The sequence below is a fragment of the Reella acinonychis genome, assembly GCF_052384575.1.
GTDB lineage: Bacteria > Pseudomonadota > Gammaproteobacteria > Enterobacterales > Pasteurellaceae > JBQSUQ01.
Genome location: NZ_JBQSUQ010000001.1, coordinates 1 through 22,612 on the forward strand (window position 1 = coordinate 1; position 22,612 = coordinate 22,612).

Here is a 22,612-nt window from a genome sequence, read left to right on the forward strand (position 1 = left end):
TTTAAAGAACAATTGCATTCAGCAAGGTTTGAAATAATATCTTTTTCAGATTTTCTCGTCAAGAAAAAATTAAGCTTTTTTTTCACTTAATTTTTCAACATTGCTTACCTTGCGTTGCGGAGGTGCATTATAGGAATATTTTTGTTCCTTGCAAGTGTTTTTTATTATTTTTTTAGGTTTCACTTACCGAATGATGGTTTTTTAATCTTAACGATGGAAATCACATCAAAACGAGGTGTATTTTTAACTTTTTAAGATGTAGTCTGAAATTTTACCTAAGGCAAAAAATGAGTAAATTTATACCGCGCTTTTTTTATGTTATAAAATCAGATGAAATGATTGATTTAGATTTTTGATTAGCTTGAAGAAATGAAAGAAAGTGGTCGGCGAGATAGGATTTGAACCTACGACCCACTGGTCCCAAACCAGTTGCGCTACCAAGCTGCGCTACTCGCCGATAAGATGGGGTGGCTAATGGGACTTGAACCCACGACAACCGGAATCACAATCCGGGGCTCTACCAACTGAGCTATAGCCACCATTGAATTGGCTGTTTGCATTGTCTCCTGGCGCGCTCGACAAGATTCGAACTTGCGACCTTTGGCTCCGGAGGCCAACGCTCTATCCAACTGAGCTACGAGCGCACATTGCGTCGTTGCGGGGCGTATATTAATGATTTCTCGAAATCTTGTCTAGTACTTTTTTTACTTTTTTTAACTTTGCGCACTCATTAGCTGCTAATTTGTTCGATTTGTTTAGAATTTATCTTCTCAATGCATATTACTTCTTTTTACGAAGAAAAATAAATAGCAATCCAAATAATAAACCAATACCAGCGCCAGCTGCTATCCACAAAATGCCATCAAATACCGGCTGGATGGGTTGAGTTGGCGATTTAATATAATAATAAGCAACTAACTTATCATCTAAAGGTGAAACAGACTTCATCATATTTAATTTTGCTGACCAGTTCTCTGCATCTTGAGAGGAATTATTCTGGTTTGCTTTTACAGCTAAATTAATCTGATTAAATAAATTCTTCCATTTAATAATTAATTCATTATAAAGTACAGATTTTGCAGTCGAACTAGTATAGTCAACAAAATTTGCGAGTACTTCCACTGCTTGCTTAGGATTATCTAAAGTAATCTGAATACTATCTGGAATATGTTGGCCTTCATCACCTGCGATAAATTTTGTATTTTCAATTAATTCCTGTAATAAAGCCGCATCTCTTTCTGGCATATTCGTTTGACGTTGTTTATAAAATTCCTGATTTTGCCAGAAAGTTTGGAGATGGTCGTAGGATTGCGCTTGTTTTTTGAAGGCTGAATACACCAAAAGTGCGGTGTCTTTTTCTGTTGTTTTATCTTCTGTTAACGTTTGATACATAGAAGAAAGCGAATAATATGTACCTAATTGCTCAACTCTTGGTTTTTCAAGTTGCACTTCTGCTTGCCACTGCTCTTTTTTCAGCGAATTTACGCCATAACCAATGCCTGCACCAATAGCCGATAATAATAAAATCGTTAAAATATTCTTCAAAAACGTCATATTAATTTTTCCTTAAAATTATTGCGCCATTTTCGCTTTACGTAATGCGCGACGGCGTTGACGTCGAACCCAACGCGTAATTTTCCATGCTTTTGTAATGGAATAAGAATAGAGTAAGAATAAGCCAATAAACAAAATAAACATTAGCCATTCATTAATATAATAAATTTCCCCTAAAATACCAAAACCTGCACAAAGTGCCGCCATAAAAGTAATCACTAAGAATGCTTGTCGATGAGTAAGTCCTGAACGAACCATTAGATGATGAACATGTAAACGGTCAGGTCGGAAAGGGCTTTTCCCTTTACGGACTCGTCGAATAATAATCGCCACCATATCAATTAATGGAATAGCAATAATCCACAAAGCAGTTACGGGATTCATTGGATGCCCTTTACCTTGGGTACTCAGGAGCAGAATCCAAATAATAGTAAAACCAATGAGCGTACTGCCACTATCCCCCATAAAAATTTTATATTTTTTACCAAAAGGGATACAAAGATTAAACATCACATAAGGGATAATCGCGACAATTAAGGCTAAACACCATAGTGCTAAATCTTTTTGTCCATCCAAGTACATCAAAATTCCGACACCAGCAAAAGTCACGCTGGAAAGTCCACCTAATAAACCATCAATGCCATCAATCATATTAAATGCATTAATAATGGCAATGGTGGCAAATACTGTAATAACTACGCCAATTGAACCTAGCGTGAATTTGAATGGCCCCACAATTTGTCCTAAGTGATCCAGCGACAAACGTCCATAATAGATCATTAATACGGATAATATTGCTTGAATTCCAGCGCGCAAAAATGGACTTATATCAAAACGATCATCTAATACCCCAATGGCTAATAAGACGAAAACACTAAACAAATACAGTTGAGGGAGCTTTGTTTGATCCCATTGCAAAAGGTAGAAACAAAGATTACCGACAAATAACGAAATTCCCCCAATTAATGGAATTGCGCCTTGGTGACGTTTACGATAATTCGGCTTATCCACTAAACCAACGGCAATTGCAATTGGACGCATAATGAGAATTGTGCAGAAAGCCGCTAAAAATGTTAATCCTAAATCTAGCCACATACCTTATTAATGCCTTAAAAATAAACATAAAAAATTCTTGCAAAGAATATCACTAATCAAATTGAATTGCAGAATATTTTTTATAAAACAGCAAAATATTCATAAAATTACAGTACAATATGACCATATTTATTGAACATACGCAAAAAGAAGGAAAAACAATGTCAAATTCAACCGCACTTTTTAGTCGTGCTCAACAGGTTATTCCTGGTGGAGTAAATTCGCCAGTTCGAGCCTTTAAAGGCGTAGGCGGAACACCTGTGTTTATTCAAAAAGCGGAAGGCGCTTATATTACAGATAGTGATGGCAAACAATATGTTGATTATGTAGGTTCTTGGGGACCTATGGTTTTAGGTCATAATCATCCAGCGATCATTAAAGCGGTTCAAGATGCTATTCCTAACGGTTTAAGCTTTGGCGCACCAACTGAAGGAGAAATTACATTAGCCGAATTAGTTTGTAAGTTAGTACCATCTATTGAATTAGTGCGAATGGTCAGCTCTGGAACAGAAGCAACAATGTCCGCTATTCGTTTAGCAAGAGGATACACGCAACGAGATAAAATCATTAAATTCGAAGGTTGTTATCATGGCCATTCCGATTCGTTATTAGTCAAAGCAGGATCCGGCGCGTTAACATTGGGGCAACCTAGTTCCCCTGGGGTGCCAGCTGATTTTGCTAAGCACACTATTACTTGCACCTATAACGATATTAATTCGGTTAAAGCCGCTTTTGAGCAATATCCAGATGAAATTGCTTGCGTCATCGTTGAGCCTGTTGCAGGCAATATGAACTGTATTCCGCCTAAAAACAACTTCCTTCAGGGATTACGTGAACTTTGCGATCAATATAAATCAGTATTTATTATTGATGAAGTAATGACGGGCTTTCGCGTTGCTCTAGGTGGCGCCCAATCTTATTATGGCGTAACGCCAGATCTGACTTGTTTAGGTAAAATTATCGGTGGAGGAATGCCTGTTGGCGCCTTTGGTGGTAAACGAGAAATTATGCAACATATCGCACCAACAGGTCCTGTTTATCAAGCGGGTACTCTGTCCGGTAATCCAATTGCAATGGCTGCTGGTCTAGCTTGTTTAACTGAATTATCTAAAGCAGGCAATCAAGAAAAATTAGCTGCACAAACCGAAAAACTGGCTTTAGGTTTAAAAGCACTCGCAGATAAACATAATGTACCATTTACCGTACAATACGTAGGCGGCATGTTTGGTTTATTCTTTACCGAGCAAACAGAAATTAATAATTTCCAAGATGTGATGAAATGCGATGCAAATAAATTTAATCGTTTCTTCCATTTAATGTTAGAGCAAGGTATTTACCTCGCTCCATCAGCTTACGAGGCTGGCTTTATGTCTCTTGCTCATTCCGAACAAGATATTGACCGCACTTTAGCGGCTGCGAATAAAGCATTTGCAGCTTTAACTTAATAACAATTTATCAACCATAAAAAAATCCAACCACAACAGGTTGGATTTTTTATTTACACATTTACTTAGCAATACGTTTGTATTTGATACGATGTGGCTGAGTGGCATCAGCACCAAAAGTTTTCTTTTTCCACTCTTCATAGTCTGTGAAGTTACCTTCGTAGAAGGTCACTTTGCCTTCATCGCCGTAGTCTAAAATGTGGGTAGCTATACGGTCTAAGAACCAGCGGTCGTGGGAAATCACCATCGCACAGCCTGGGAATTCTAAGATCGCATTTTCCAACGCACGCAAGGTTTCCACATCTAAATCGTTGGTCGGTTCGTCCAGTAGCAATACGTTTCCGCCCACTTGCAACAGTTTTGCTAAGTGTAAACGACCACGTTCGCCGCCCGATAATTCGCCGACGCGTTTTTGTTGATCCACGCCTTTGAAGTTGAAACGTCCTACATAAGCACGACTTGGGATTTCAAAATTGCCGATTTTCATAATATCTAAACCGCCAGAAACTTCTTCCCATACAGTTTTCTTGTCATCCATTGCGTCTCTAAATTGATCCACCGATGCCATTACAACAGTTTCGCCCAAGGTAATTGAGCCTGCATCTGGTTTTTCTTGCCCTGAAAGCATACGGAATAAGGTGGATTTACCTGCTCCGTTCGCTCCGATAATACCCACAATCGCTCCTTTCGGAATGCTGAAAGAAAGGTTGTCGATCAAGGTGCGGTCGCCGTAAGATTTGGTTAAATTCTGCACTTCGATCACTTTATCACCTAAGCGTGGGCCAGGTGGAATAAAGAGTTCGTTGGTTTCGTTACGTTTTTGGTATTCGCCACTGTTAAGCTCTTCAAAGCGTGCCATACGGGCTTTGCTTTTCGCTTGACGACCTTTTGGATTTTGGCGAACCCACTCCAACTCTTTCTCAATGGATTTTTGGCGTGCCGATTCAGCAGCCTGCTCTTGTGCTAAACGTTTTTCTTTCTGTTCTAGCCAAGAGGAATAGTTGCCTTCCCAAGGAATACCCTCACCGCGGTCAAGCTCTAAGATCCAACCTGCCACATTATCTAAGAAGTAACGGTCGTGGGTAATTGCCACTACAGTACCTTCGTAGTCATGCAAGAAACGCTCTAACCAAGCTACCGATTCTGCATCTAAGTGGTTGGTTGGTTCATCTAATAACAACATATCCGGTTTTTCAAGCAACAAACGGCACAGTGCAACTCGGCGGCCTTCGCCCCCTGATAAATGTTCAATTTTAGCGTCCCAATCTGGCAAACGTAACGCATCAGCAGCACGCTCTAATTGGTTGTCTAAATTGTGTCCATCATGAGCTTGAATAATCGCCTCAAGCTCTGCTTGTTCCGCTGCTAATTTATCAAAATCTGCATCAGGATCAGCATATAATGCATAAACTTCATCTAAACGTGTTAGCGCATTTTTTACTTCATAAACGGCTTCTTCAATAGCTTCACGCACCGTTTGCTGAGGTTCTAATTTTGGCTCCTGTGGTAAATAACCAATTTTGATCCCCGGTTGCGGACGCGCTTCCCCTTCAATATCTTTATCAATACCCGCCATAATGCGAAGTAAAGTGGATTTACCTGCACCATTTAGACCAAGCACCCCAATTTTTGCACCAGGGAAAAAGCTCAGAGAAATATCCTTTAAAATATGACGCTTCGGTGGCACGACTTTGCCAACTCGGTGCATCGTATAAACAAATTGTGATGACATAATCAATCTCTCAATAATAAATAATGGAAAAAGTGCGGTCTTTTTCACCGCACTTTTTAATGAAAATTGGTTATCGGTTACTTACCAATGACTTCCAAACCGCCCATATATGGACGTAATACTTCAGGCACCGTAATGCTGCCATCTGCATTTTGGTAGTTTTCTAAAATAGCTACCAAAGTACGACCCACCGCTAATCCAGAACCATTTAAGGTATGTACTAAACGAGTTTTCTTGTCAGTTTTTGCACGACAACGCGCTTGCATACGGCGTGCTTGGAAATCCCACATATTTGAACAAGAAGAAATTTCACGATACGTATTTTGTGCTGGTACCCAAACTTCTAAATCATAGGTTTTGCAAGAACCAAATCCCATGTCGCCAGTGCAAAGTAAGACTTTGCGATACGGAAGATTTAATAACTGCAATACTTTCTCTGCATGACCTGTTAATTCTTCAAGGGCTTGCATTGACTTCTCAGGTTCAACAATTTGCACTAATTCCACTTTATCAAATTGGTGCATACGAATTAAACCGCGCGTATCACGACCATAAGACCCCGCTTCAGAACGGAAACAAGGAGTATGTGCCGTCATTTTGATTGGCAATTGCTCCACATCAATGATTTCATCACGCACTAAATTGGTTACTGGCACTTCAGCAGTTGGAATAAGCGCATAAGGCACTTCACCTTCTAATGGTTTAGTATGGAACAAATCTTCGCCGAATTTAGGTAATTGACCTGTTCCATATAAGGTCGCGTGATTAACTAAATAAGGCACATAGGTTTCTAAATAACCATGTTGTTCAGTGTGTAAATCAAGCATAAATTGCGATAAAGCGCGGTGCATTTTAGCAATTTGTCCTTTCATAACCACAAAACGTGCACCACTTAATTTCACACCAGCCGCGAAATCTAAACCACCCGCTAATTCTTCACTAAGGCTAACATGATCTTTAATCTCAAAATCAAATTGGCGAGGCGTTCCCCAACGTAAAATTTCTTTATTTTCTGAGTCATCTTTACCTAAAGGCACTTCATCGGCTGGTAAATTTGGGATAGTCAATGCAATTTTCATTAACTCTTCTTGCACGTCTTCTAATAAGGCTTTTGCTTGGGTTAATTCAATACCCATGCTGTCTACATCAGCTAATAGCACTTCAATATTTTCGCCACGAGCTTTGGCAGCACCAATCACTTTGGAACGCGCATTACGCTCAGCTTGTAAGGTTTCTGTTTTGATTTGTAATGCCTTACGCTGTTCTTCCAATTCAGTGATTTTAGCCACATCTAACTCAAAATTACGTTTTAATTTTAGCTGTTGTGCCACTTCCTCAAGATTATTACGCAATAAATTTGGATCGATCATATACTGTTCCTATTCATAATTAACGCTATATTCGCGTTATTTTATAACGTATTACAAAAATAAACTAGCTAGAATACGGACTATTTCCACCGCACTTTATGACTTTTTTGATCTTGTTCGCGTAGCCAATCTAGTTTTTCTTTGATTTTTATTTCCAAGCCACGATCTGTTGGGAAATAATATTGGCGATCTTTTAATTCAGGAGGGAAATAATTTTCACCAGCAGCATAAGCATTGGGCTCATCATGTGCATAACGATATTCAGCACCATAACCAAGTTCTGCCATTAATGCTGTTGGTGCATTACGTAAATGTAATGGCACATCAAAATCAGCACTTTGTTTAGCTTCTTGCTTCGCCGCATTAAAAGCCTTGTATACGGCATTACTTTTCGGTGCTACAGCTAAATACACGATGGCTTGAGCAATGGCTCGCTCGCCCTCTGCTGCTCCCACTCGCGTAAAACAATCCCAAGCAGCTAAAGCGACTTGCATTGCGCGAGGATCTGCATTTCCCACATCTTCCGAGGCAATAGCAAGCAAGCGTCTTGCGACATAAAGTGGATCGCCACCCGCAGTAATAATGCGAGCATACCAATATAATGCTGCATCTGGCGATGATCCTCGAACAGATTTATGTAGGGCTGAAATCAGATCATAAAAGCGATCGCCTTGTTTATCAAAACGAGCTTGCGATTCACCTAAAATTTCGGTTAATAAAGTGCGGTGCAAAAATTTCACTTTTTGCTCATTTTCATCCGCCATATCCACCATTAATTCTAAGCAATTCAGTGCTAAACGAGCATCACCATGCACATAATCTGCCAAGCTTTGCAATAAATTCTGCTCAAAATCCAACCGCACTTTTCCTAAACCACGTTCATTATCCGCAATGGCTTGTTGTAAAACCTGAAGAATTTCCGCAGAACTCAGCGGTTTCAGCACATATACTTTCGCGCGAGAGAGTAAAGCGCTGTTTAATTCAAAAGAAGGATTTTCTGTTGTCGCACCAATAAAAATAATGGTGCCATCTTCAATATGTGGCAAAAAGGCATCTTGTTGGCTTTTATTAAAACGATGAACTTCATCAACAAACAAAATGGTTGAACGTCCTGCGAAACGATGTTGCTTGGCTCGTTCTATGGCATCGCGAATTTCTTTCACGCCACTGGTTACCGCCGAAATGCGTTCCACTTCAGCATTAATATGGTGAGCAATAATTTCAGCTAAGGTTGTTTTGCCTGTTCCCGGAGGTCCCCAAAAAATCATTGAATGAGGGTGCCCCATTTCAATGGCTTTACGTAATGGCTTACCCACGCCAATTAAATGCGATTGTCCGCAATATTCCTCTAAATTCCGCGGACGCATTCTAGCTGCCAGTGGACGAAAATCATCTTCACTAAAATCTAAGCTGAAATTTGGCATTTCACTTCCCTATAAAATAAAAATGGCAGAGAAATCTCACACCATTTTTATTGTTCTATACGATATTATTTTTTCTTGCGCTGATCATCAAACTCTGCACCTTTCGGCACTGTGAATTGGAAAATGTTGTCAGCAATATTATCATTACGAATATTTCTTAAAATATACAAATTAGATTGTCCATCTTTTTCGATAGTACTAAATCCTTTTAATACACCATTGCTATCAATGCGAATATCAAATTGTTTGATATTGCTTTTTTTAGATTTTGGTTTGAGGACAAAGGTATCCATATTTTGTGTTACAGAATATTGATTCCAATGACTCGCATCATTACTGGTTAATAGCACGAATGGCGTATTATTGACCGCGTCTTTTACCCAATTCGCTGTAACTTGCTCTACAAAAGGATCGTAAAACCACAGCGTTTTACCATCTGAAATAATTTGGCTTTCTTGTGGTGATTTATTATCCATTCTAAACAAATTAGGGCGTTTGATTTGAATTTTACCAGCACCTTGTTGTACTTGCTTACCATCTGCCGAGCTAACATTCTGGTTAAAATCCGCACTAAACACCGACACTTTTTGCAAACGCATTTGCAATTCCGATGCAGCATCCGCTAAAGCCAAAGGTGCTGCTAAAGCAAGAGCTAAAAGTGCGGTGCATTTTTGTAATGTTTTTTTCATTCTACTTTCCTATTCATTAAAAATCAGGACTACGTGAAAGTAATTCACGTTTACCATTGCGCATTTCAGAAACAATACCTTGTTCTTCTAATTGCTCCATAATATTTGCTGCGCGGTTAAAGCCAACTTTTAAACGACGCTGAATAAAAGAGGTTGAGGTCATGCCCGTATTCACCACAATTTCTACAGCGCGGTCAAACAAAGGATCTAATTCATCGGAATCAATACCCAAATCATCGCCTGAATTTTCGTTGTCATCTGCGCTTTCCAAAATAGCAGAAATATAATTTGGTTTTCCTCTGGCACGCCAATCATCTGCAATTCTTGCCACCTCATCATCGGACATAAAGGCACCATGTATACGCACCAAATCCGTTGTGCCATTGCCGAGATACAACATGTCCCCCATTCCAAGCAAAGCTTCCGCACCATTTTGATCCAAAATAGTTCTGGAATCATTACGCTGAACAACGGTAAAAGCGATACGACTTGGAATATTCGACTTAATCAACCCCGTAATCACATCGACAGATGGGCGCTGTGTTGCTAGGATCACATGGATACCAACTGCACGCGCTTTCTGGGTTAAACGAGCAATCAATTCCTCAATTTGTTTACCCACTTGCATCATTAAATCAGCAAACTCATCCACTATGACAACAATATAACTCATTCGTTCTAAAATTGGTGCGGTGGCATCAATGGTATCGCCTGGTTTCCATAATGGATCTGGAATCGCAATTCCCTCATTACGATAGCTATCAATGCGTTCGTTATAGCCTTCAATATTACGCACACGCAAACAAGAAAGAAGATGATAACGTCGCTCCATTTCTTCAACACACCAACGCAGTGCATTTGCTGCTTTTTTCATATCCGTCACAACTTCAGTTAATAAATGCGGAATATGATTGTAAATGGATAGCTCCACAACTTTCGGGTCAATCATAATAAATTTCACTTCTTCAGGCTTCACTCTGAAAAGTAAACTTAAAATCATGGTATTAATCCCTACCGATTTCCCCGAACCTGTCGAACCGGCAACCAATAAGTGCGGCGTTTTGGCTAAATCAATGACGATCGGACGACCGCTAATATCTTTCCCTAATGCCAGTGGCAATAATGCCTTGCTTTGTCGAAATTCTTCACTATCCAACACATCACGTAAAGGCACAATTTGACGGTTTTGATTTGGGGTTTCAATACCAATGTAAGGTTTACCCGGAATAGATTCTGTAACACGAACAGCTTTAAATGTTAACGCGCGAGCAAGATCCGTATCAATTCGACTCACAGCTGACGCTTTTACGCCTGGTTGCAATTCCAATTCATAACGAGTCACCACAGGACCAATCAAAACATCTTTCACAATCGCTTTGATTTTAAAATTCTGCAACTGTTGTTCAATGCGTCTTGAGGTTTCTTGTATCCGCTCTGGTGAAATATTTTGTTGTTGAACAACACGCTTATCCAATAAATCTAATGTTGGTAAATCAGTTAGTGGCTTTTGTTTGGATTGATGATCACCAAACAATTCTGTTAATTTATCAATTGGAATTGTACGCAAACCATTATTTGTCGGTTCAGGTTCAATAACAGGCTCTGCCACATCCAACTTAATGCCCATTTCTTCTGCGCGTTGTAAACGAGTTTGTTCTTTCTCAGTTTCTTGTTGAGCAAATTGTGCGGCTAAATCACGAGAAAGATCATCAAGTGCGGTGGAATTTTCGTTAGTTTCCAGCGGACTAAGCGGCTTGGTTGGCGCTAATCTCACTTCAGGAATTGGATTATCTTGTTCAACCTCTGTTTCTGTCTCTATTGGTAGCACTGGAACAAAAGTAGATTGCGGCGTGTCTTCCAAAGGTTTCATCCAACTTGGTGCCAGTGCTGATGAATCACTGACTTCTGCTGTTGAAATACGTACTTCAGGCAACTGATTTTCTGTAATATCAATCGAAGAAAAATCGTGCAGTTTAATATCATCATATTCCGTATTCACCACTTCTGTTTCCTGCTGTGGATGAATGTTCTCTGGTTCAATATTTTCTACATGATATGTTGAAGGTTGAGTATCAAATAAATCTTCTTGCACCGGTGTTTTGACTTCAACTATTTCTGCTTCTTGTGGCAACACGTCATTCTGTTCAATTGGATCTTCATTTTTCAGGGTGAGCCAATTATAAAAACGGACAATGAGACGGATTAAAGAAGCACCTGAACAAAAGATGAAACCCACCACACTAAATACAATCGCCAATAAAAGCAGACCGAATTTGCCTAAACTTGGCAAGATAGACTTAACTAAGTAACTACCAAGCACACCGCCAGATAAATGAATATTGGTATTTTGAAACAACAAACTAGATAGCGTAGTTAAGCCAATCATTAACGCCACAAAGCCAAACATACGCAAGAAAAAGCGCGTCCAAGTCAAGCTGTCCACACGTTTGGTTCGAATAAAATAAATTGGGGCAATGGTCAATAAGAAAGGCAATAAATTTCCCACATAACCAAAGAGCATGAAAAAGAGATCAATCAACCATGCACCTAATTTTCCTGCTTTATTCTGCACCTCTAATTGATAGCTAGATACAGACCATGCACTATCAAAAGGGCTGTAACTAGACCAAGCAATAATTAAATAAAAGCCGAAAAGTGCGGTTAAAAAAAATAAAAATTCCACCAAATATTGCCTTGGTGTAAAGCCCTCTGTTATTTTTCTGATCATATTATTTCAATTGTAAATAATTGGTTTGTTTCACTTCTTCCATGACGACATAAGTTCTTGTGTCATTTACTCCAGGTAAACGCAACAGGGTTGTACCCAATAATTTGCGGTAAGCCGCCATATCAGCCACACGCGTTTTTAACAAATAGTCAAAATCACCTGACACAAGATAGCATTCATGAATATCATCTAATTCTTGCACCGCGACATTAAATTCTTCGAATACATCAGGTTTACCACGTGTAAGTGTAATTTCAACCAACACTAGCAAAGGCGCATTTAATAATTCTGGGTTTAATAAAGCACGATACCCCATGATAACACCTTGTTTTTCCAAGCGTTTTACTCGTTCCAAACAAGGTGTTGGCGATAAGCCCACTTTTTTGGATAAATCAATATTAGAGATTTTCCCATTACGTTGTAATTCATCAAGAATTTTCAAATCAATGGCATCAAAAGCCTTAGGCAATTTTTTTTCCATGAAAGTTCACCTATTATTCATTAATTGTAAAATAGCCATATAATACACTATTTTAAGATAAAATATCAGCATATTATAAAATCAATTATTGGCTAAAAAATCACTGATAATAACATTTGATCCCACATTACAGTTTCTCTATAATGCCAATTTTCTGTTGGAGTTATTATGTCAAACCTTATCTTATTACATATAGCAAGTGCTTTCTTATGCTTATTGCTATTAATTATTCGCGGCAGTATGCAACTGTCTAAACAAGACTGGCGTGCAATAAAACTATTGAAAATATTACCGCACTTAGCAGATACCTTATTGCTAACTACCGCTGTCGCTTTAGTTTATTTCTTTGGCTTTAACTTGTGGATTGCAGCTAAAATTGCTTGCTTTGTTGCCTACGTATTTTTTGCTGTGAAATGGTTTAGCAAAAAAGCGGTACAACCTAAACCTATTTTCTTTTTATTAGCAATCCTCAGTTTGATCAGTGCTATTTATCTTGGCTATTCACATTAATTACACATAAAAAGAAACCGCACAATAAAAGTGCGGTTTCTTTTTCTCTCTTTTTAGCCTCCAGCCAATTTGACTTTGAACCCTTTGGCTTCCAGTAATTGTTTTAATAATTCACGTTTATCGCCCTGAATTTCAATGTTTCCGTCTTTGACTGCTCCACCACATCCACAGCGTTTTTTTAATTCGGCAGCAAGCAATTTAAGTGCATTATCATCAAGATCTAATCCTGTAATAACAGCCACACCCGCTCCCTTACGTCCACTGGTTTGGCGTTGAATGCGTACAATACCATCACCCTTCGGTCGCTCCGTTTGAGGTTTTTCTTGCTTAATCCGCCCAACTTCAGTGGAATAAACTAAATTATTCATAACAATTAAACATTTGCTAAAGAAGCATTAATAGAACGTAATACTTCTGCAGGGTTTTCAGCTTGTGTAATTGGGCGACCAATTACTAAATAATCGGATCCAGAACGAACTGCCGCAGCAGGAGTCATAACACGACGTTGATCACCAAATTCACTACCAACAGGACGAATTCCCGGTGTAATAAGTTTGAAATTTTCACCGCAGTTTTTACGTAAAATTTCCACTTCTTGTGGCGAACAAACCACGCCATCTAACCCAGCACGTTGAGTTAAATGAGCTAAACGAATCACTTGCTCCATTGGCGATGCATTAATCCCAATTTGCAGTAAATCCAAATCTTCCATACTGGTTAATACCGTTACACTAATCAATAAAGGCGCATCTTTACCATAAGGTTCTAAGATTTTCTTTGCATCTTCCATCATGCGTAAACCGCCACTTGCATGCAAATCAACCATCCACACGCCTAAATCAGCCGCAGAACGCACTGCTCTTGCAACAGTATTTGGAATATCATGGAATTTCAAATCAAGGAATACATCAAACTGACGTTCATGTAATTGTTTGACAAAGTTTGTGCCTAAAGTAGTAAACATTTCTTTACCTACTTTTAAACGGCATAAGCTCGGATCAATTTGATCTACCAAGCTTAATGCTTCACGTTCAGTTTCATAATCAAGTGCAACAATAATTTTGTTATCCATACTGAATATCCTTTATGATAAATGATAAGTTTAATTTAAATTCTCAGTTCCTCGCGTTGGTTTAACGCTTTCCCATTGGCGACAAGAAGGGCAACACCAAATTAATTTGTGACTTTGATAACCGCAATTAGTACAACGATAATCAAATCCTTGCTTAATATGTTCTCCCACCATTTTGTGTAATAAGGTCAAACTGTCTTTGGCTCGTCCTTCTTCTGCATCATCAATTTGATATTGAATAAAACGATGAAATAAAAACATATTTGGGTGAGTTGCCATTCGTTGATAAATTTTGCTTTGTGCAGTAGCTCGACTATCTTTTTGCTCAATTAAATCAGCAAGAGCTAAATCAACACTGCTACTGGCACTCAATTGATTCGCCCGAATTAAAAATAATTCAAAAGACTCTAATTGCTGTAATTGTTGATAACAATGTTTGAGAGCTGGTAATACTTCGCCAATATAATCAGGATTTTGATGTAATACATTTTCTAAAATAGGCACCGCACTTTGCCAATTTTTCTCTTGAATAAAGAGATCGCCCAGCATGATAGAAGCTCGAACACAACTTGGTGAAACCTTTAATGCTTGTTCAAGGATAGCTTGGCTTTTTTCTTTATTCTCTGACATGATGCTACGCGCATATTCACAATAATATTGCGCCAATTCCATATTATCTTCTTTAGGCGATATTTTCGCTAATTTTTCAGCGACATTTACCGCTTTTTTCCATTCTTTCGTCTTTTGGTAAATAACAGCTAATTGTTGTAATGCCCCCTCTGCAAAATCAGGTTCATCAACTAACATAATATATAGACTTTCAGCACGATCAAAAAAGCCTACCGACATAAAATCTTTTGCTAATTGTTGTTTTGCCAGTAATTTTTGTTCAAAAGAATAATTAGGACTACGGTCTAGTGCTTGATGAATACGTAATGCACGATCAACTTCACCACGCGAACGGAATAAATTACCTAAGGTCAATTCTGCCTCAAACTGAGAACCTTGCTCAATGTCATTTTCGGTTTCCTGCTTTTCCAGCATGTGCAAAAATAAATCGACGGCTTTTTCAGTTTGATTTGATAAAAGAAAATTAACACCCGCGACATAATCGCGGGAGAGTTTATTACTCACATCTTCCTGATCTTTTTTTGCACTACGATGTCCCATATACCAGCCATATGCGGCAGCAATAGGTAAAAGTAGGAAGAGTAATTCAATCATTATTAAGCAGCCTTATTAAGACTTGCTGTTAATTCATTAATTTGTTGAGTTTGACGCTTAATTTGGCGAGATAATGCCATATTTTTAATTCGAATTTTTAGGTAGAAAATACCGGTAATTAACCAACCTAAAATTAATCCTAAGCCAAACAAAATCGCTACGAGTGTTGATAGCTTAAATTCATTTTCCGCAATAATATAATTAAAGCTTATGACTTGATCATTATTCGCTCCAACCGTTATAGCAACAAGCACCACTGCTAAAGCAATAACAAATCCTAAAAGATATTTAAACATAACATTCCCCTTTGTTAAATCTGTTCCATTATGCCAAAAATAAAAACAAAAAACGACACTTTAATAGTGCCGTTTACCATTTATTTTTGAGGGTTCTTATTTATTTACGCGTTCTCTTAATTCTTTACCCGTTTTAAAATGTAATACAGACTTCGCTTGAAGTTTAACACTCTCGCCTGTTTTTGGGTTACGTCCCATACGCGCTTTACGAGAATGTAATGAAAAACTACCGAAACCACGAATTTCAATGCGATTACCTTCTTCTAAGGTTTTGGAAAGCTGCTCTAAAATTTCTTTTACCGCACTCTCAACCACTTTTACACCAATAGAAGGATGCTTTTGAACCAATACTTCAATCAACTCTGATTTTGTCATGATATGTTCCTTGTTTTCATCAATAAAACAACGTAATTATTCTTAAGATAAGAAAATGTATAATTAAGTTGTTCAACTGCGGTGTCTTTTTTAAGACTTTTAGTATAAGAGTGGTGTGCTTTTGCACACCACTTTAATTTATGTAAGTGAATTATTCACCTTTTGCAGCTTGGAATGCCGCTGCCATTGCATTTGGAACTGCAACTTCTTCTTGTTTGCTGTTCACACTTGCAACTGCTGCTGCTTCTTCAGCTTGATCTTTCGCTTTCACTGATAAGTGAACGATACGCGCTTTACGATCTACACCAGTGTATTTCGCTTCAACAACATCGCCTTCTGCAACTTCGCTTGTTAAATCTGCTGCGCGGATATAACCTTCAACGCCACCAGCTAATTCAACTTTAGCGCCTTTTGCAGTTGCTTCAACTACAGTTGCAGATAATACTGCACCTTTTTTGTTTACTGCAACAAAGTTGTTGAATGGATCATCTTCAAGTTGTTTGATACCTAAAGAGATACGCTCTTTCGCAGAATCAACTTGTAATACAACTGCTTCTACTTCGTCACCTTTTTTGTAGTTACGTACAGCTTCTTCACCTTGAACATTCCAAGAAATGTCAGATAAGTGAACTAAACCGTCGATACCGCCTTCAAGACCGATGAAGATACCGAAATCAGTGATTGATTTGATTTTACCTGAAACTTTATCACCTTTATTGTGAGTTTCAGCGAATTGTAACCATGGGTTAGGTTTGCATTGTTTTAAACCTAAAGAAATACGACGACGTTCTTCATCGATTTCTAATACCATTACCTCAACAACATCACCTAAGCTAACTACTTTAGATGGGTGGATGTTTTTGTTTGTCCAATCCATTTCAGAAACGTGAACTAAACCTTCAACGCCATCTAAAATTTCAACGAAACAACCGTAATCAGTTAAGTTAGTTACTTTACCTGTTAATTTGCTATCTACTGGGTGATTTTGAGCGATTGCAACCCAAGGATCTTGACCTAATTGTTTTAAGCCTAAAGAAACACGAGTACGATCTTTATCAAATTTTAATACTTTAACAGTGATTTCATCGCCAACATTCACGATTTCGCTTGGGTGTTTAACACGTTTCCAAGCCATATCAGTGATGTGTAATAAACCGTCAACGCCGCCTAAATCAACGAATGCACCATATTCAGTTAAGTTTTTAACAACACCTTTAACTTCTGAACCTTCAGCTAAGTTCGCTAATACTTCATCACGATCTGCACTGCTTTCTGATTCAATTACTGCACGACGAGAAACAACAACGTTATTACGTTTTTGATCTAATTTGATAACTTTGAATTCTAATTCTTTACCTAATAAGTGATCTGCTTCACGAGTTGGACGAGTGTCAACTAATGAGCCTGGTAAGAATGCACGAACGCCGTTTAACTCAACTGTGAAGCCACCTTTAACTTTACCGTTGATTAAACCAACAACACTTGCTTGTGCTTCGAATGCTTTTTCTAATTCAATCCAAGATTCGTGACGTACTGCTTTCTCACGTGAAAGTTTAGTTTCACCGTAACCATCTTCAACAGCATCAAGCGCAACGTTTACTACGTCGCCAACTTTAACGTCAACTTCACCCTGTGCATTTGCGAATTCTTCAGCTGGGATACGTGCTTCAGATTTTAAACCTGCGTCTACATATACAAAGCCTTTTTCGATAGCAACAACAGTACCGTTGATAATTGCACCTAAACGTTGAGTTTCAAGGTTTTTTAATGATTCTTCAAAAAGTTGAGCAAAAGATTCTGACATATTTAATCTTCTTTAATTTAAGTTAATAACGTCCACCTATAAATCCATCACAAGTGGGGTTGATAGTAAAAGCCTATTCATCCTTGAATAAACCAATGAAATAAAACCGAAATACTTTATTTATCAATACGTTGATGAATATAATTCAACGCTTTTTCAATGACCTCTTCGATACTTAACTGCGTACTGTCTAGCAACAACGCATCATCAGCTGGTTTCAATGGCGCAACTGCTCGATTTCTGTCACGAAAATCACGATCTTTTATCTCGGTTAAAATCTGGTCAAAGTTACCATTAATTCCTTTATTTTGCAACTGTTTAAAGCGTCTTTTTGCACGTTCTTCTGCACTTGCGTCTAAAAAAAGTTTAACTTGCGCATTTGGGAATACCACAGTACCCATATCACGACCATCCGCAATTAAGCCTTTATCCGTCGCAAAATCCTTTTGTAATTGTAAAAGTGCGCTGCGAACCAGTGGAAAAACCGCAATTTTTGAAGCAGCTTCAGCCACTTCTTGTGTACGAATTTGTCCGCTGACATCTTCGCCTGATAGCATAATTTTAACTTCACCACCCTGTGGTAAAAATTGCACATTAAGCTGACTTGCTAATTGTGCTAAAGCTAATTCATCAGATAAATCCACCGCACTTTTTAATGCAGCAAGCGCAGTTACGCGGTAAATGGCGCCACTGTCTAATAATGCGAAACCTAATCGCTCCGCTAAGGCGTAGCATAATGTGCCTTTACCTGCGCCACTTGGACCATCTACAGTAATAATCGTTGACATATTTCCCCCATAAAAACCTGAGTATTATAAAGGTGCACTCTTCTTTGTCAATTTGATAAAAAGGCACCGTTTAACGATGCCTTATTCAATTTAAATTGCCCAATCACTTGCGTAGAATGCAACCAATGCAATCGCAATAATGACCGTACCTAAATTTAATTTTTTGACTTCTCCGCTAATGACTCGTCCAATCACTAATGTTGCAAAACCAAGCATAATCCCTGTTACGATATTTGCAGTTAATACAATAAACACCGCACAAACAAGTCCACTCATTGCACCAATAAAATCATCAAAATCTAATTTGCTCACATTACTTAACATAAGCAAACCAACGTACATTAAAGCTGGTGCTGTTGCATAAGGAGGAACTAAAGAAGCTAAAGGTTGGAAAAATAACATCAATAAGAAACCGATCCCAACCACAACTGCTGTTAAGCCAGTTTTGCCACCAACAGCTGTTCCTGCTGCAGATTCAATATAAACGGCTGCAGGTGCAGTACCGAATAAGCCTGACAAAATAGAACCTAATGAATCTGAGGTTAATGCTTTACCACCATTGATAATTTGCCCCTCTTTATCTAATAAATTCGCTTGTCCCGCTACTGCGCGAATGGTACCTGTTGCATCAAAAATCGCTGTCATAACTAAAGCGAAAACCGCAGGTAAAATCACCATATTTAAACCGCCTTCAGCAGCAAAAATGGCTCCCATAATATCAAGATTTAAAAATTGTGAATTCTCACCAAAGGTTGGCATTTTGAAGAAACCTGAATAAGTCACTTCAGGATCAAAAATTAAACCAATAATCGTGATTGCAATAATCACCCATAAAATGCTGCCTTTGATTCTTAAACGTTCTAAACCAATAATCGCCGCTAGACCTAATAATGCCATTAACACAGGGAAAGAAGTAAATTGCCCCATTTTCACCGGCAATCCTGCTTGGTTACTTACTACCAATCCCACACCATTTGCTGCAATTAATAATAAAAATAAACCAATACCAATACCTGCGCCTTGTGCAATACTTTCTGGTAGATTACGCAAAATCCATGCGCGAATCCCCGTCACAGAAATCACTGTAAAAATCACACCCATTAAGAAAATAGCACCTAATGCCACTGGCACTGGAATTTGTTGACCCAATACCAAACTAAATGCAGTAAATGCGGTTAAGGAAATTGCACAACCAATTGCCATGGGTAAATTTGCCCATAAGCCAATTAAAATGGAACCCAATCCCGCCACTAAACAAGTCGCAATGAAAACAGATTCTGCAGGAAATCCTGCTTTGCTTAACATTCCCGGTACAACAATAATGGAATACACCATTGCAAGAAAGGTGGTTAAACCCGCAATAATTTCTTGACGAACACTTGAACCTCGCGCGGAGAGTTCAAAAGTTTTCTCTAAAGACATAGATTTTCCTTCATATAATGAAATAAATTAAAGTGCGCGTATTTTACCTCAATCATTGAAATAGTAAACGTTTGCGTAAAAATTCTGTTGAAAAAAATAGGCGGATTTTAACCGCACTTTTATTATTTCTTTGCCAAAAAGCACAAAGGTTTTTATACTACCGCTAATTCATCAACGAATAAGGAAAAGATTATGGCAATTTTAGTCACTGGCGGTGCCGGCTACATTGGTTCACATACAGTTGTAGAATTATTAAACGCAGGCAAAGAAGTTGTGGTATTAGACAATCTTTGCAATTCATCAGCGAAATCTCTGGATCGTGTTGCGCAAATTACAGGAAAATCCGTTACTTTCTACTTAGGTGATATTTTAGATACCGTATTACTACAAAAAATCTTTGCAGAGCATAAAATTGAAGCTGTCATGCACTTTGCTGGCTTAAAAGCGGTTGGTGAAAGCGTAAAAAAACCGGCTGAATATTATTTAAATAATGTTACTGGTTCGCTATTGCTCGTACAAGAAATGAAAAAAGCGGGCGTATATAATCTGGTTTTCAGCTCATCTTCTACTGTTTATGGTGATCCTGAAGTTATTCCAGTGACAGAAGATTGCAAAGTGGGCGGCACAACCAATCCTTACGGCACATCCAAACTTATGGTTGAGCAAATTTTGACAGATATTGTGAAAGCCGATCCGCAATTTAGTATTACCTTATTACGTTATTTCAACCCTGCTGGTGCCCATGAGAGCGGTTTAATTGGTGAAAACCCAAATGGTATCCCAAATAATCTCATGCCATATATTGCTCAGGTCGCTGTGGGTAAATTACCGCAATTATCCATTTTTGGTAATGATTACGATACGCCGGATGGTACAGGCGTACGTGATTATATTCATGTGGTTGATTTAGCTATTGGCCATGTCAAAGCACTTGAACGTCATGAAAACGACGGCGGATTACATATTTACAATTTAGGCACTGGTGTAGGCTATTCAGTGTTAGATATGGTAAATGCCTTCGAGAAAGCCAACAATATTAAAATTCCATACGTCTTTGCACCACGTCGTGCGGGCGACATTGCCATCAACTATGCTGATGCATCTCGTTCTGCCAAAGAATTAGGTTGGAAAACAGAACGTAATTTAGAACAAATGATGAAAGATACTTGGAATTGGCAAAAAAATAACCCTAACGGTTATCAAGACTAGCTTACAAAAGTGCGGTAATTTTGACCGCACTTTTTATTCCTTTTGTGCTCACTAAATTTACATCCAATATGACGTCAACAAAAACAAGCTTATTCAAACAAATTTTCAGCCGTAATATGCTGATTTGTATCTTTACTGGTTTCAGTTCGGGGCTACCATTATACATTATTGCCTCATTACTCCCCGTTTGGCTGCGTTCTGAAAAAGTTGACTTAGAAACTCTCGGTTATTTCACCGCAGTTATGCTGCCTTTCACTTGGAAATTTCTTTGGGCGCCGTTGTTAGATCGCTATATTCCGCCATTTTTAGGACGTCGTCGCGGTTGGATGTTCATTTCACAAGTTTTACTTATTATTTCCTTAGCTTCCTTTGGGTTGATTTCACCTCAATCACAACAAGGATTAACCCTCATCGCAGGATTGGCAACGTTATGTTCTTTTTTCTCCGCCAGTCAGGATATTGTGCTAGATGCTTATCGTCGAGAAATATTATCCGATGAAGAATTGGGTTTAGGTAATTCCATTCATGTTAATGCTTATCGTATTGCAGGTTTAGTGCCAGGGTCGTTGTCGCTGATTTTGTCAGATTATTTACCTTGGAAAACAGTGTTTATTATCACCGCACTTTTCATGTTGCCTGGTATATTGATGACATTATTCCTTAGTAAAGAACCGCAAATTGAATTAGGCAAGCAACGAACATTAAAAGAAAATGTCATTGAACCTTTCAAAGAATTCTTCACCCGTAAAGGTATTTGGGCTGCGATTGGCATACTGGTATTTATCTTTTTATATAAACTGGGTGACAGCATGGCAACCGCGCTTATTTCACCATTTTATTTAGACATGGGTTATAGCAAAACACAAATTGGTATTGTGGCTAAAAATGCGTCCTTATGGCCAATGGTCGCCGCCAGTATTGTTGGTGGAATTATTATGTTACGCATTGGCATAAATCGAGCACTATGGCTGTTTGGTTTTGTGCAAATCATCACCATTCTTGGTTTTGCTTGGTTAGCGAAACATGGACATTTTGACCAAATTGGCACTTATGAAATTACCGCATTAAGCCTTGTTATCGCCGCAGAATACATTGGCGTTGGATTAGGCACTGCTGCATTTGTTGCTTTTATGGCAAGGGAAACCAACCCACTTTACACCGCTACACAATTAGCGCTTTTAACCAGTTTATCTGCATTGCCAAGAGTCACTTTTAATACTCAAGCTGGGGCTTGGATTAAGGCGCTTGGTTATTATGATTATTTTTGGCTTTGTTTCTATTTAGCCATTCCAGGCATGATCTGCTTATTTTGGGTCGCGCCTTGGAATGAGAAAACAGACAAATAAAATCAGATTTATCAAACTGTATTTATTGACTTAGCAAGCTATGCTATT

At 38.5% G+C, this 22,612-nt stretch carries 20 protein-coding genes and 3 tRNA genes; 4 read left to right on the plus strand and 19 right to left on the minus strand.

Annotated features, from left to right (window positions below; genetic code table 11):
- Positions 1-380: 380 nt before the first annotated feature.
- The 5 genes from ACT2CV_RS00005 to wecA form a co-directional block, all read right to left on the minus strand.
- Positions 381-457, minus strand: a tRNA-Pro gene (locus ACT2CV_RS00005).
- Between the two features lie 6 nt (positions 458-463).
- Positions 464-539, minus strand: a tRNA-His gene (locus ACT2CV_RS00010).
- Positions 540-567: 28 nt separating this feature from the next.
- Positions 568-644 (minus strand) — tRNA-Arg (locus tag ACT2CV_RS00015).
- 136 nt (positions 645-780) lie between these two features.
- Positions 781-1,554 (minus strand): chain-length determining protein, encoded by a 774-nt coding sequence (locus ACT2CV_RS00020; protein WP_464973958.1) that lies wholly within the window; start codon positions 1,552-1,554, stop codon positions 781-783.
- An 18-nt stretch (positions 1,555-1,572) separates the two neighbouring features.
- On the minus strand, positions 1,573-2,649 hold the full coding sequence (gene wecA, locus ACT2CV_RS00025) for a UDP-N-acetylglucosamine--undecaprenyl-phosphate N-acetylglucosaminephosphotransferase (protein WP_464973957.1): 1,077 nt from the start codon (positions 2,647-2,649) through the stop codon (positions 1,573-1,575).
- Positions 2,650-2,810: 161 nt separating this feature from the next.
- Between wecA and hemL the strand changes: the two genes are divergently transcribed.
- Positions 2,811-4,094, plus strand: coding sequence for a glutamate-1-semialdehyde 2,1-aminomutase (gene hemL / locus ACT2CV_RS00030; protein ID WP_464973956.1), 1,284 nt, complete (start codon positions 2,811-2,813; stop codon positions 4,092-4,094).
- A 61-nt stretch (positions 4,095-4,155) separates the two neighbouring features.
- On the opposite strand, the gene ettA is transcribed toward hemL, so the two are convergent.
- From ettA to lrp, 6 genes are all read right to left on the minus strand, one after another.
- Positions 4,156-5,826: an energy-dependent translational throttle protein EttA gene (ettA, locus tag ACT2CV_RS00035; RefSeq protein ID WP_464973955.1), complete on the minus strand. Its 1,671-nt coding sequence runs from the start codon at positions 5,824-5,826 to the stop codon at positions 4,156-4,158.
- A 77-nt stretch (positions 5,827-5,903) separates the two neighbouring features.
- Positions 5,904-7,196 (minus strand): serine--tRNA ligase, encoded by a 1,293-nt coding sequence (gene serS, locus ACT2CV_RS00040; protein ID WP_464973954.1) that lies wholly within the window; start codon positions 7,194-7,196, stop codon positions 5,904-5,906.
- A gap of 80 nt (positions 7,197-7,276) precedes the next feature.
- Positions 7,277-8,620: a replication-associated recombination protein A gene (locus ACT2CV_RS00045; RefSeq protein ID WP_464973953.1), complete on the minus strand. Its 1,344-nt coding sequence runs from the start codon at positions 8,618-8,620 to the stop codon at positions 7,277-7,279.
- Between the two features lie 65 nt (positions 8,621-8,685).
- Positions 8,686-9,309: an outer membrane lipoprotein periplasmic chaperone LolA gene (gene lolA / locus ACT2CV_RS00050; RefSeq protein WP_464973952.1), complete on the minus strand. Its 624-nt coding sequence runs from the start codon at positions 9,307-9,309 to the stop codon at positions 8,686-8,688.
- Between the two features lie 16 nt (positions 9,310-9,325).
- Positions 9,326-12,037: a DNA translocase FtsK gene (locus ACT2CV_RS00055; protein WP_464973951.1), complete on the minus strand. Its 2,712-nt coding sequence runs from the start codon at positions 12,035-12,037 to the stop codon at positions 9,326-9,328.
- A 1-nt stretch (position 12,038) separates the two neighbouring features.
- Positions 12,039-12,518, minus strand: a complete 480-nt coding sequence (gene lrp / locus ACT2CV_RS00060; RefSeq protein WP_464973950.1) for a leucine-responsive transcriptional regulator Lrp — start codon at positions 12,516-12,518, stop codon at positions 12,039-12,041.
- A gap of 168 nt (positions 12,519-12,686) precedes the next feature.
- Between lrp and ACT2CV_RS00065 the strand changes: the two genes are divergently transcribed.
- Complete coding sequence (locus ACT2CV_RS00065) at positions 12,687-13,028, plus strand: SirB2 family protein (protein ID WP_464973949.1); 342 nt, start codon at positions 12,687-12,689, stop codon at positions 13,026-13,028.
- 53 nt (positions 13,029-13,081) lie between these two features.
- Here the strand turns inward: ACT2CV_RS00065 and yciH are convergent, their stop codons facing one another.
- From yciH to ACT2CV_RS00105, 8 genes are all read right to left on the minus strand, one after another.
- A complete protein-coding gene (yciH, locus tag ACT2CV_RS00070; protein ID WP_464973948.1) occupies positions 13,082-13,396 on the minus strand; it encodes a stress response translation initiation inhibitor YciH in 315 nt (104 codons plus the stop codon).
- A 5-nt stretch (positions 13,397-13,401) separates the two neighbouring features.
- Positions 13,402-14,100, minus strand: coding sequence for an orotidine-5'-phosphate decarboxylase (gene pyrF, locus ACT2CV_RS00075; protein WP_464973947.1), 699 nt, complete (start codon positions 14,098-14,100; stop codon positions 13,402-13,404).
- A 30-nt stretch (positions 14,101-14,130) separates the two neighbouring features.
- A complete protein-coding gene (gene lapB, locus ACT2CV_RS00080; RefSeq protein ID WP_464973946.1) occupies positions 14,131-15,324 on the minus strand; it encodes a lipopolysaccharide assembly protein LapB in 1,194 nt (397 codons plus the stop codon).
- A 2-nt stretch (positions 15,325-15,326) separates the two neighbouring features.
- Positions 15,327-15,620 carry a LapA family protein gene (locus ACT2CV_RS00085; RefSeq protein ID WP_464973945.1) on the minus strand — a complete coding sequence of 98 codons (294 nt, stop codon included), beginning with the start codon at positions 15,618-15,620 and terminating at the stop codon, positions 15,327-15,329.
- 96 nt (positions 15,621-15,716) lie between these two features.
- Positions 15,717-15,995, minus strand: coding sequence for an integration host factor subunit beta (locus ACT2CV_RS00090; protein WP_464973944.1), 279 nt, complete (start codon positions 15,993-15,995; stop codon positions 15,717-15,719).
- 151 nt (positions 15,996-16,146) lie between these two features.
- Positions 16,147-17,799, minus strand: a complete 1,653-nt coding sequence (gene rpsA / locus ACT2CV_RS00095; protein WP_464973943.1) for a 30S ribosomal protein S1 — start codon at positions 17,797-17,799, stop codon at positions 16,147-16,149.
- A 116-nt stretch (positions 17,800-17,915) separates the two neighbouring features.
- Positions 17,916-18,587, minus strand: a complete 672-nt coding sequence (gene cmk, locus ACT2CV_RS00100; protein WP_464973942.1) for a (d)CMP kinase — start codon at positions 18,585-18,587, stop codon at positions 17,916-17,918.
- Positions 18,588-18,677: 90 nt separating this feature from the next.
- Positions 18,678-20,009, minus strand: a complete 1,332-nt coding sequence (locus ACT2CV_RS00105; protein WP_464973941.1) for an NCS2 family permease — start codon at positions 20,007-20,009, stop codon at positions 18,678-18,680.
- Positions 20,010-20,201: 192 nt separating this feature from the next.
- Here ACT2CV_RS00105 and galE point away from each other — a divergent pair, with 192 nt between their 5' ends.
- Both galE and ACT2CV_RS00115 read left to right on the plus strand, forming a co-directional pair.
- Positions 20,202-21,218, plus strand: coding sequence for a UDP-glucose 4-epimerase GalE (gene galE / locus ACT2CV_RS00110; RefSeq protein WP_464973940.1), 1,017 nt, complete (start codon positions 20,202-20,204; stop codon positions 21,216-21,218).
- Between the two features lie 68 nt (positions 21,219-21,286).
- Positions 21,287-22,564: an AmpG family muropeptide MFS transporter gene (locus tag ACT2CV_RS00115; RefSeq protein ID WP_464973939.1), complete on the plus strand. Its 1,278-nt coding sequence runs from the start codon at positions 21,287-21,289 to the stop codon at positions 22,562-22,564.
- Positions 22,565-22,612: the final 48 nt, after the last annotated feature.

Bases quoted from the DNA above. Each gene is read 5' to 3' on its own strand.
- ACT2CV_RS00020 (WP_464973958.1), bottom strand. From the start codon at position 1,554: ATGACGTTTTTGAAGAATATTTTAACGATTTTATTATTATCGGCTATT.
- wecA (WP_464973957.1), bottom strand. From the start codon at position 2,649: ATGTGGCTAGATTTAGGATTAACATTTTTAGCGGCTTTCTGCACAATT.
- hemL (WP_464973956.1), top strand. From the start codon at position 2,811: ATGTCAAATTCAACCGCACTTTTTAGTCGTGCTCAACAGGTTATTCCT.
- ettA (WP_464973955.1), bottom strand. From the start codon at position 5,826: ATGTCATCACAATTTGTTTATACGATGCACCGAGTTGGCAAAGTCGTG.
- serS (WP_464973954.1), bottom strand. From the start codon at position 7,196: ATGATCGATCCAAATTTATTGCGTAATAATCTTGAGGAAGTGGCACAA.
- ACT2CV_RS00045 (WP_464973953.1), bottom strand. From the start codon at position 8,620: ATGCCAAATTTCAGCTTAGATTTTAGTGAAGATGATTTTCGTCCACTG.
- lolA (WP_464973952.1), bottom strand. From the start codon at position 9,309: ATGAAAAAAACATTACAAAAATGCACCGCACTTTTAGCTCTTGCTTTA.
- ACT2CV_RS00055 (WP_464973951.1), bottom strand. From the start codon at position 12,037: ATGATCAGAAAAATAACAGAGGGCTTTACACCAAGGCAATATTTGGTG.
- lrp (WP_464973950.1), bottom strand. From the start codon at position 12,518: ATGGAAAAAAAATTGCCTAAGGCTTTTGATGCCATTGATTTGAAAATT.
- ACT2CV_RS00065 (WP_464973949.1), top strand. From the start codon at position 12,687: ATGTCAAACCTTATCTTATTACATATAGCAAGTGCTTTCTTATGCTTA.
- yciH (WP_464973948.1), bottom strand. From the start codon at position 13,396: ATGAATAATTTAGTTTATTCCACTGAAGTTGGGCGGATTAAGCAAGAA.
- pyrF (WP_464973947.1), bottom strand. From the start codon at position 14,100: ATGGATAACAAAATTATTGTTGCACTTGATTATGAAACTGAACGTGAA.
- lapB (WP_464973946.1), bottom strand. From the start codon at position 15,324: ATGATTGAATTACTCTTCCTACTTTTACCTATTGCTGCCGCATATGGC.
- ACT2CV_RS00085 (WP_464973945.1), bottom strand. From the start codon at position 15,620: ATGTTTAAATATCTTTTAGGATTTGTTATTGCTTTAGCAGTGGTGCTT.
- ACT2CV_RS00090 (WP_464973944.1), bottom strand. From the start codon at position 15,995: ATGACAAAATCAGAGTTGATTGAAGTATTGGTTCAAAAGCATCCTTCT.
- rpsA (WP_464973943.1), bottom strand. From the start codon at position 17,799: ATGTCAGAATCTTTTGCTCAACTTTTTGAAGAATCATTAAAAAACCTT.
- cmk (WP_464973942.1), bottom strand. From the start codon at position 18,587: ATGTCAACGATTATTACTGTAGATGGTCCAAGTGGCGCAGGTAAAGGC.
- ACT2CV_RS00105 (WP_464973941.1), bottom strand. From the start codon at position 20,009: ATGTCTTTAGAGAAAACTTTTGAACTCTCCGCGCGAGGTTCAAGTGTT.
- galE (WP_464973940.1), top strand. From the start codon at position 20,202: ATGGCAATTTTAGTCACTGGCGGTGCCGGCTACATTGGTTCACATACA.
- ACT2CV_RS00115 (WP_464973939.1), top strand. From the start codon at position 21,287: ATGACGTCAACAAAAACAAGCTTATTCAAACAAATTTTCAGCCGTAAT.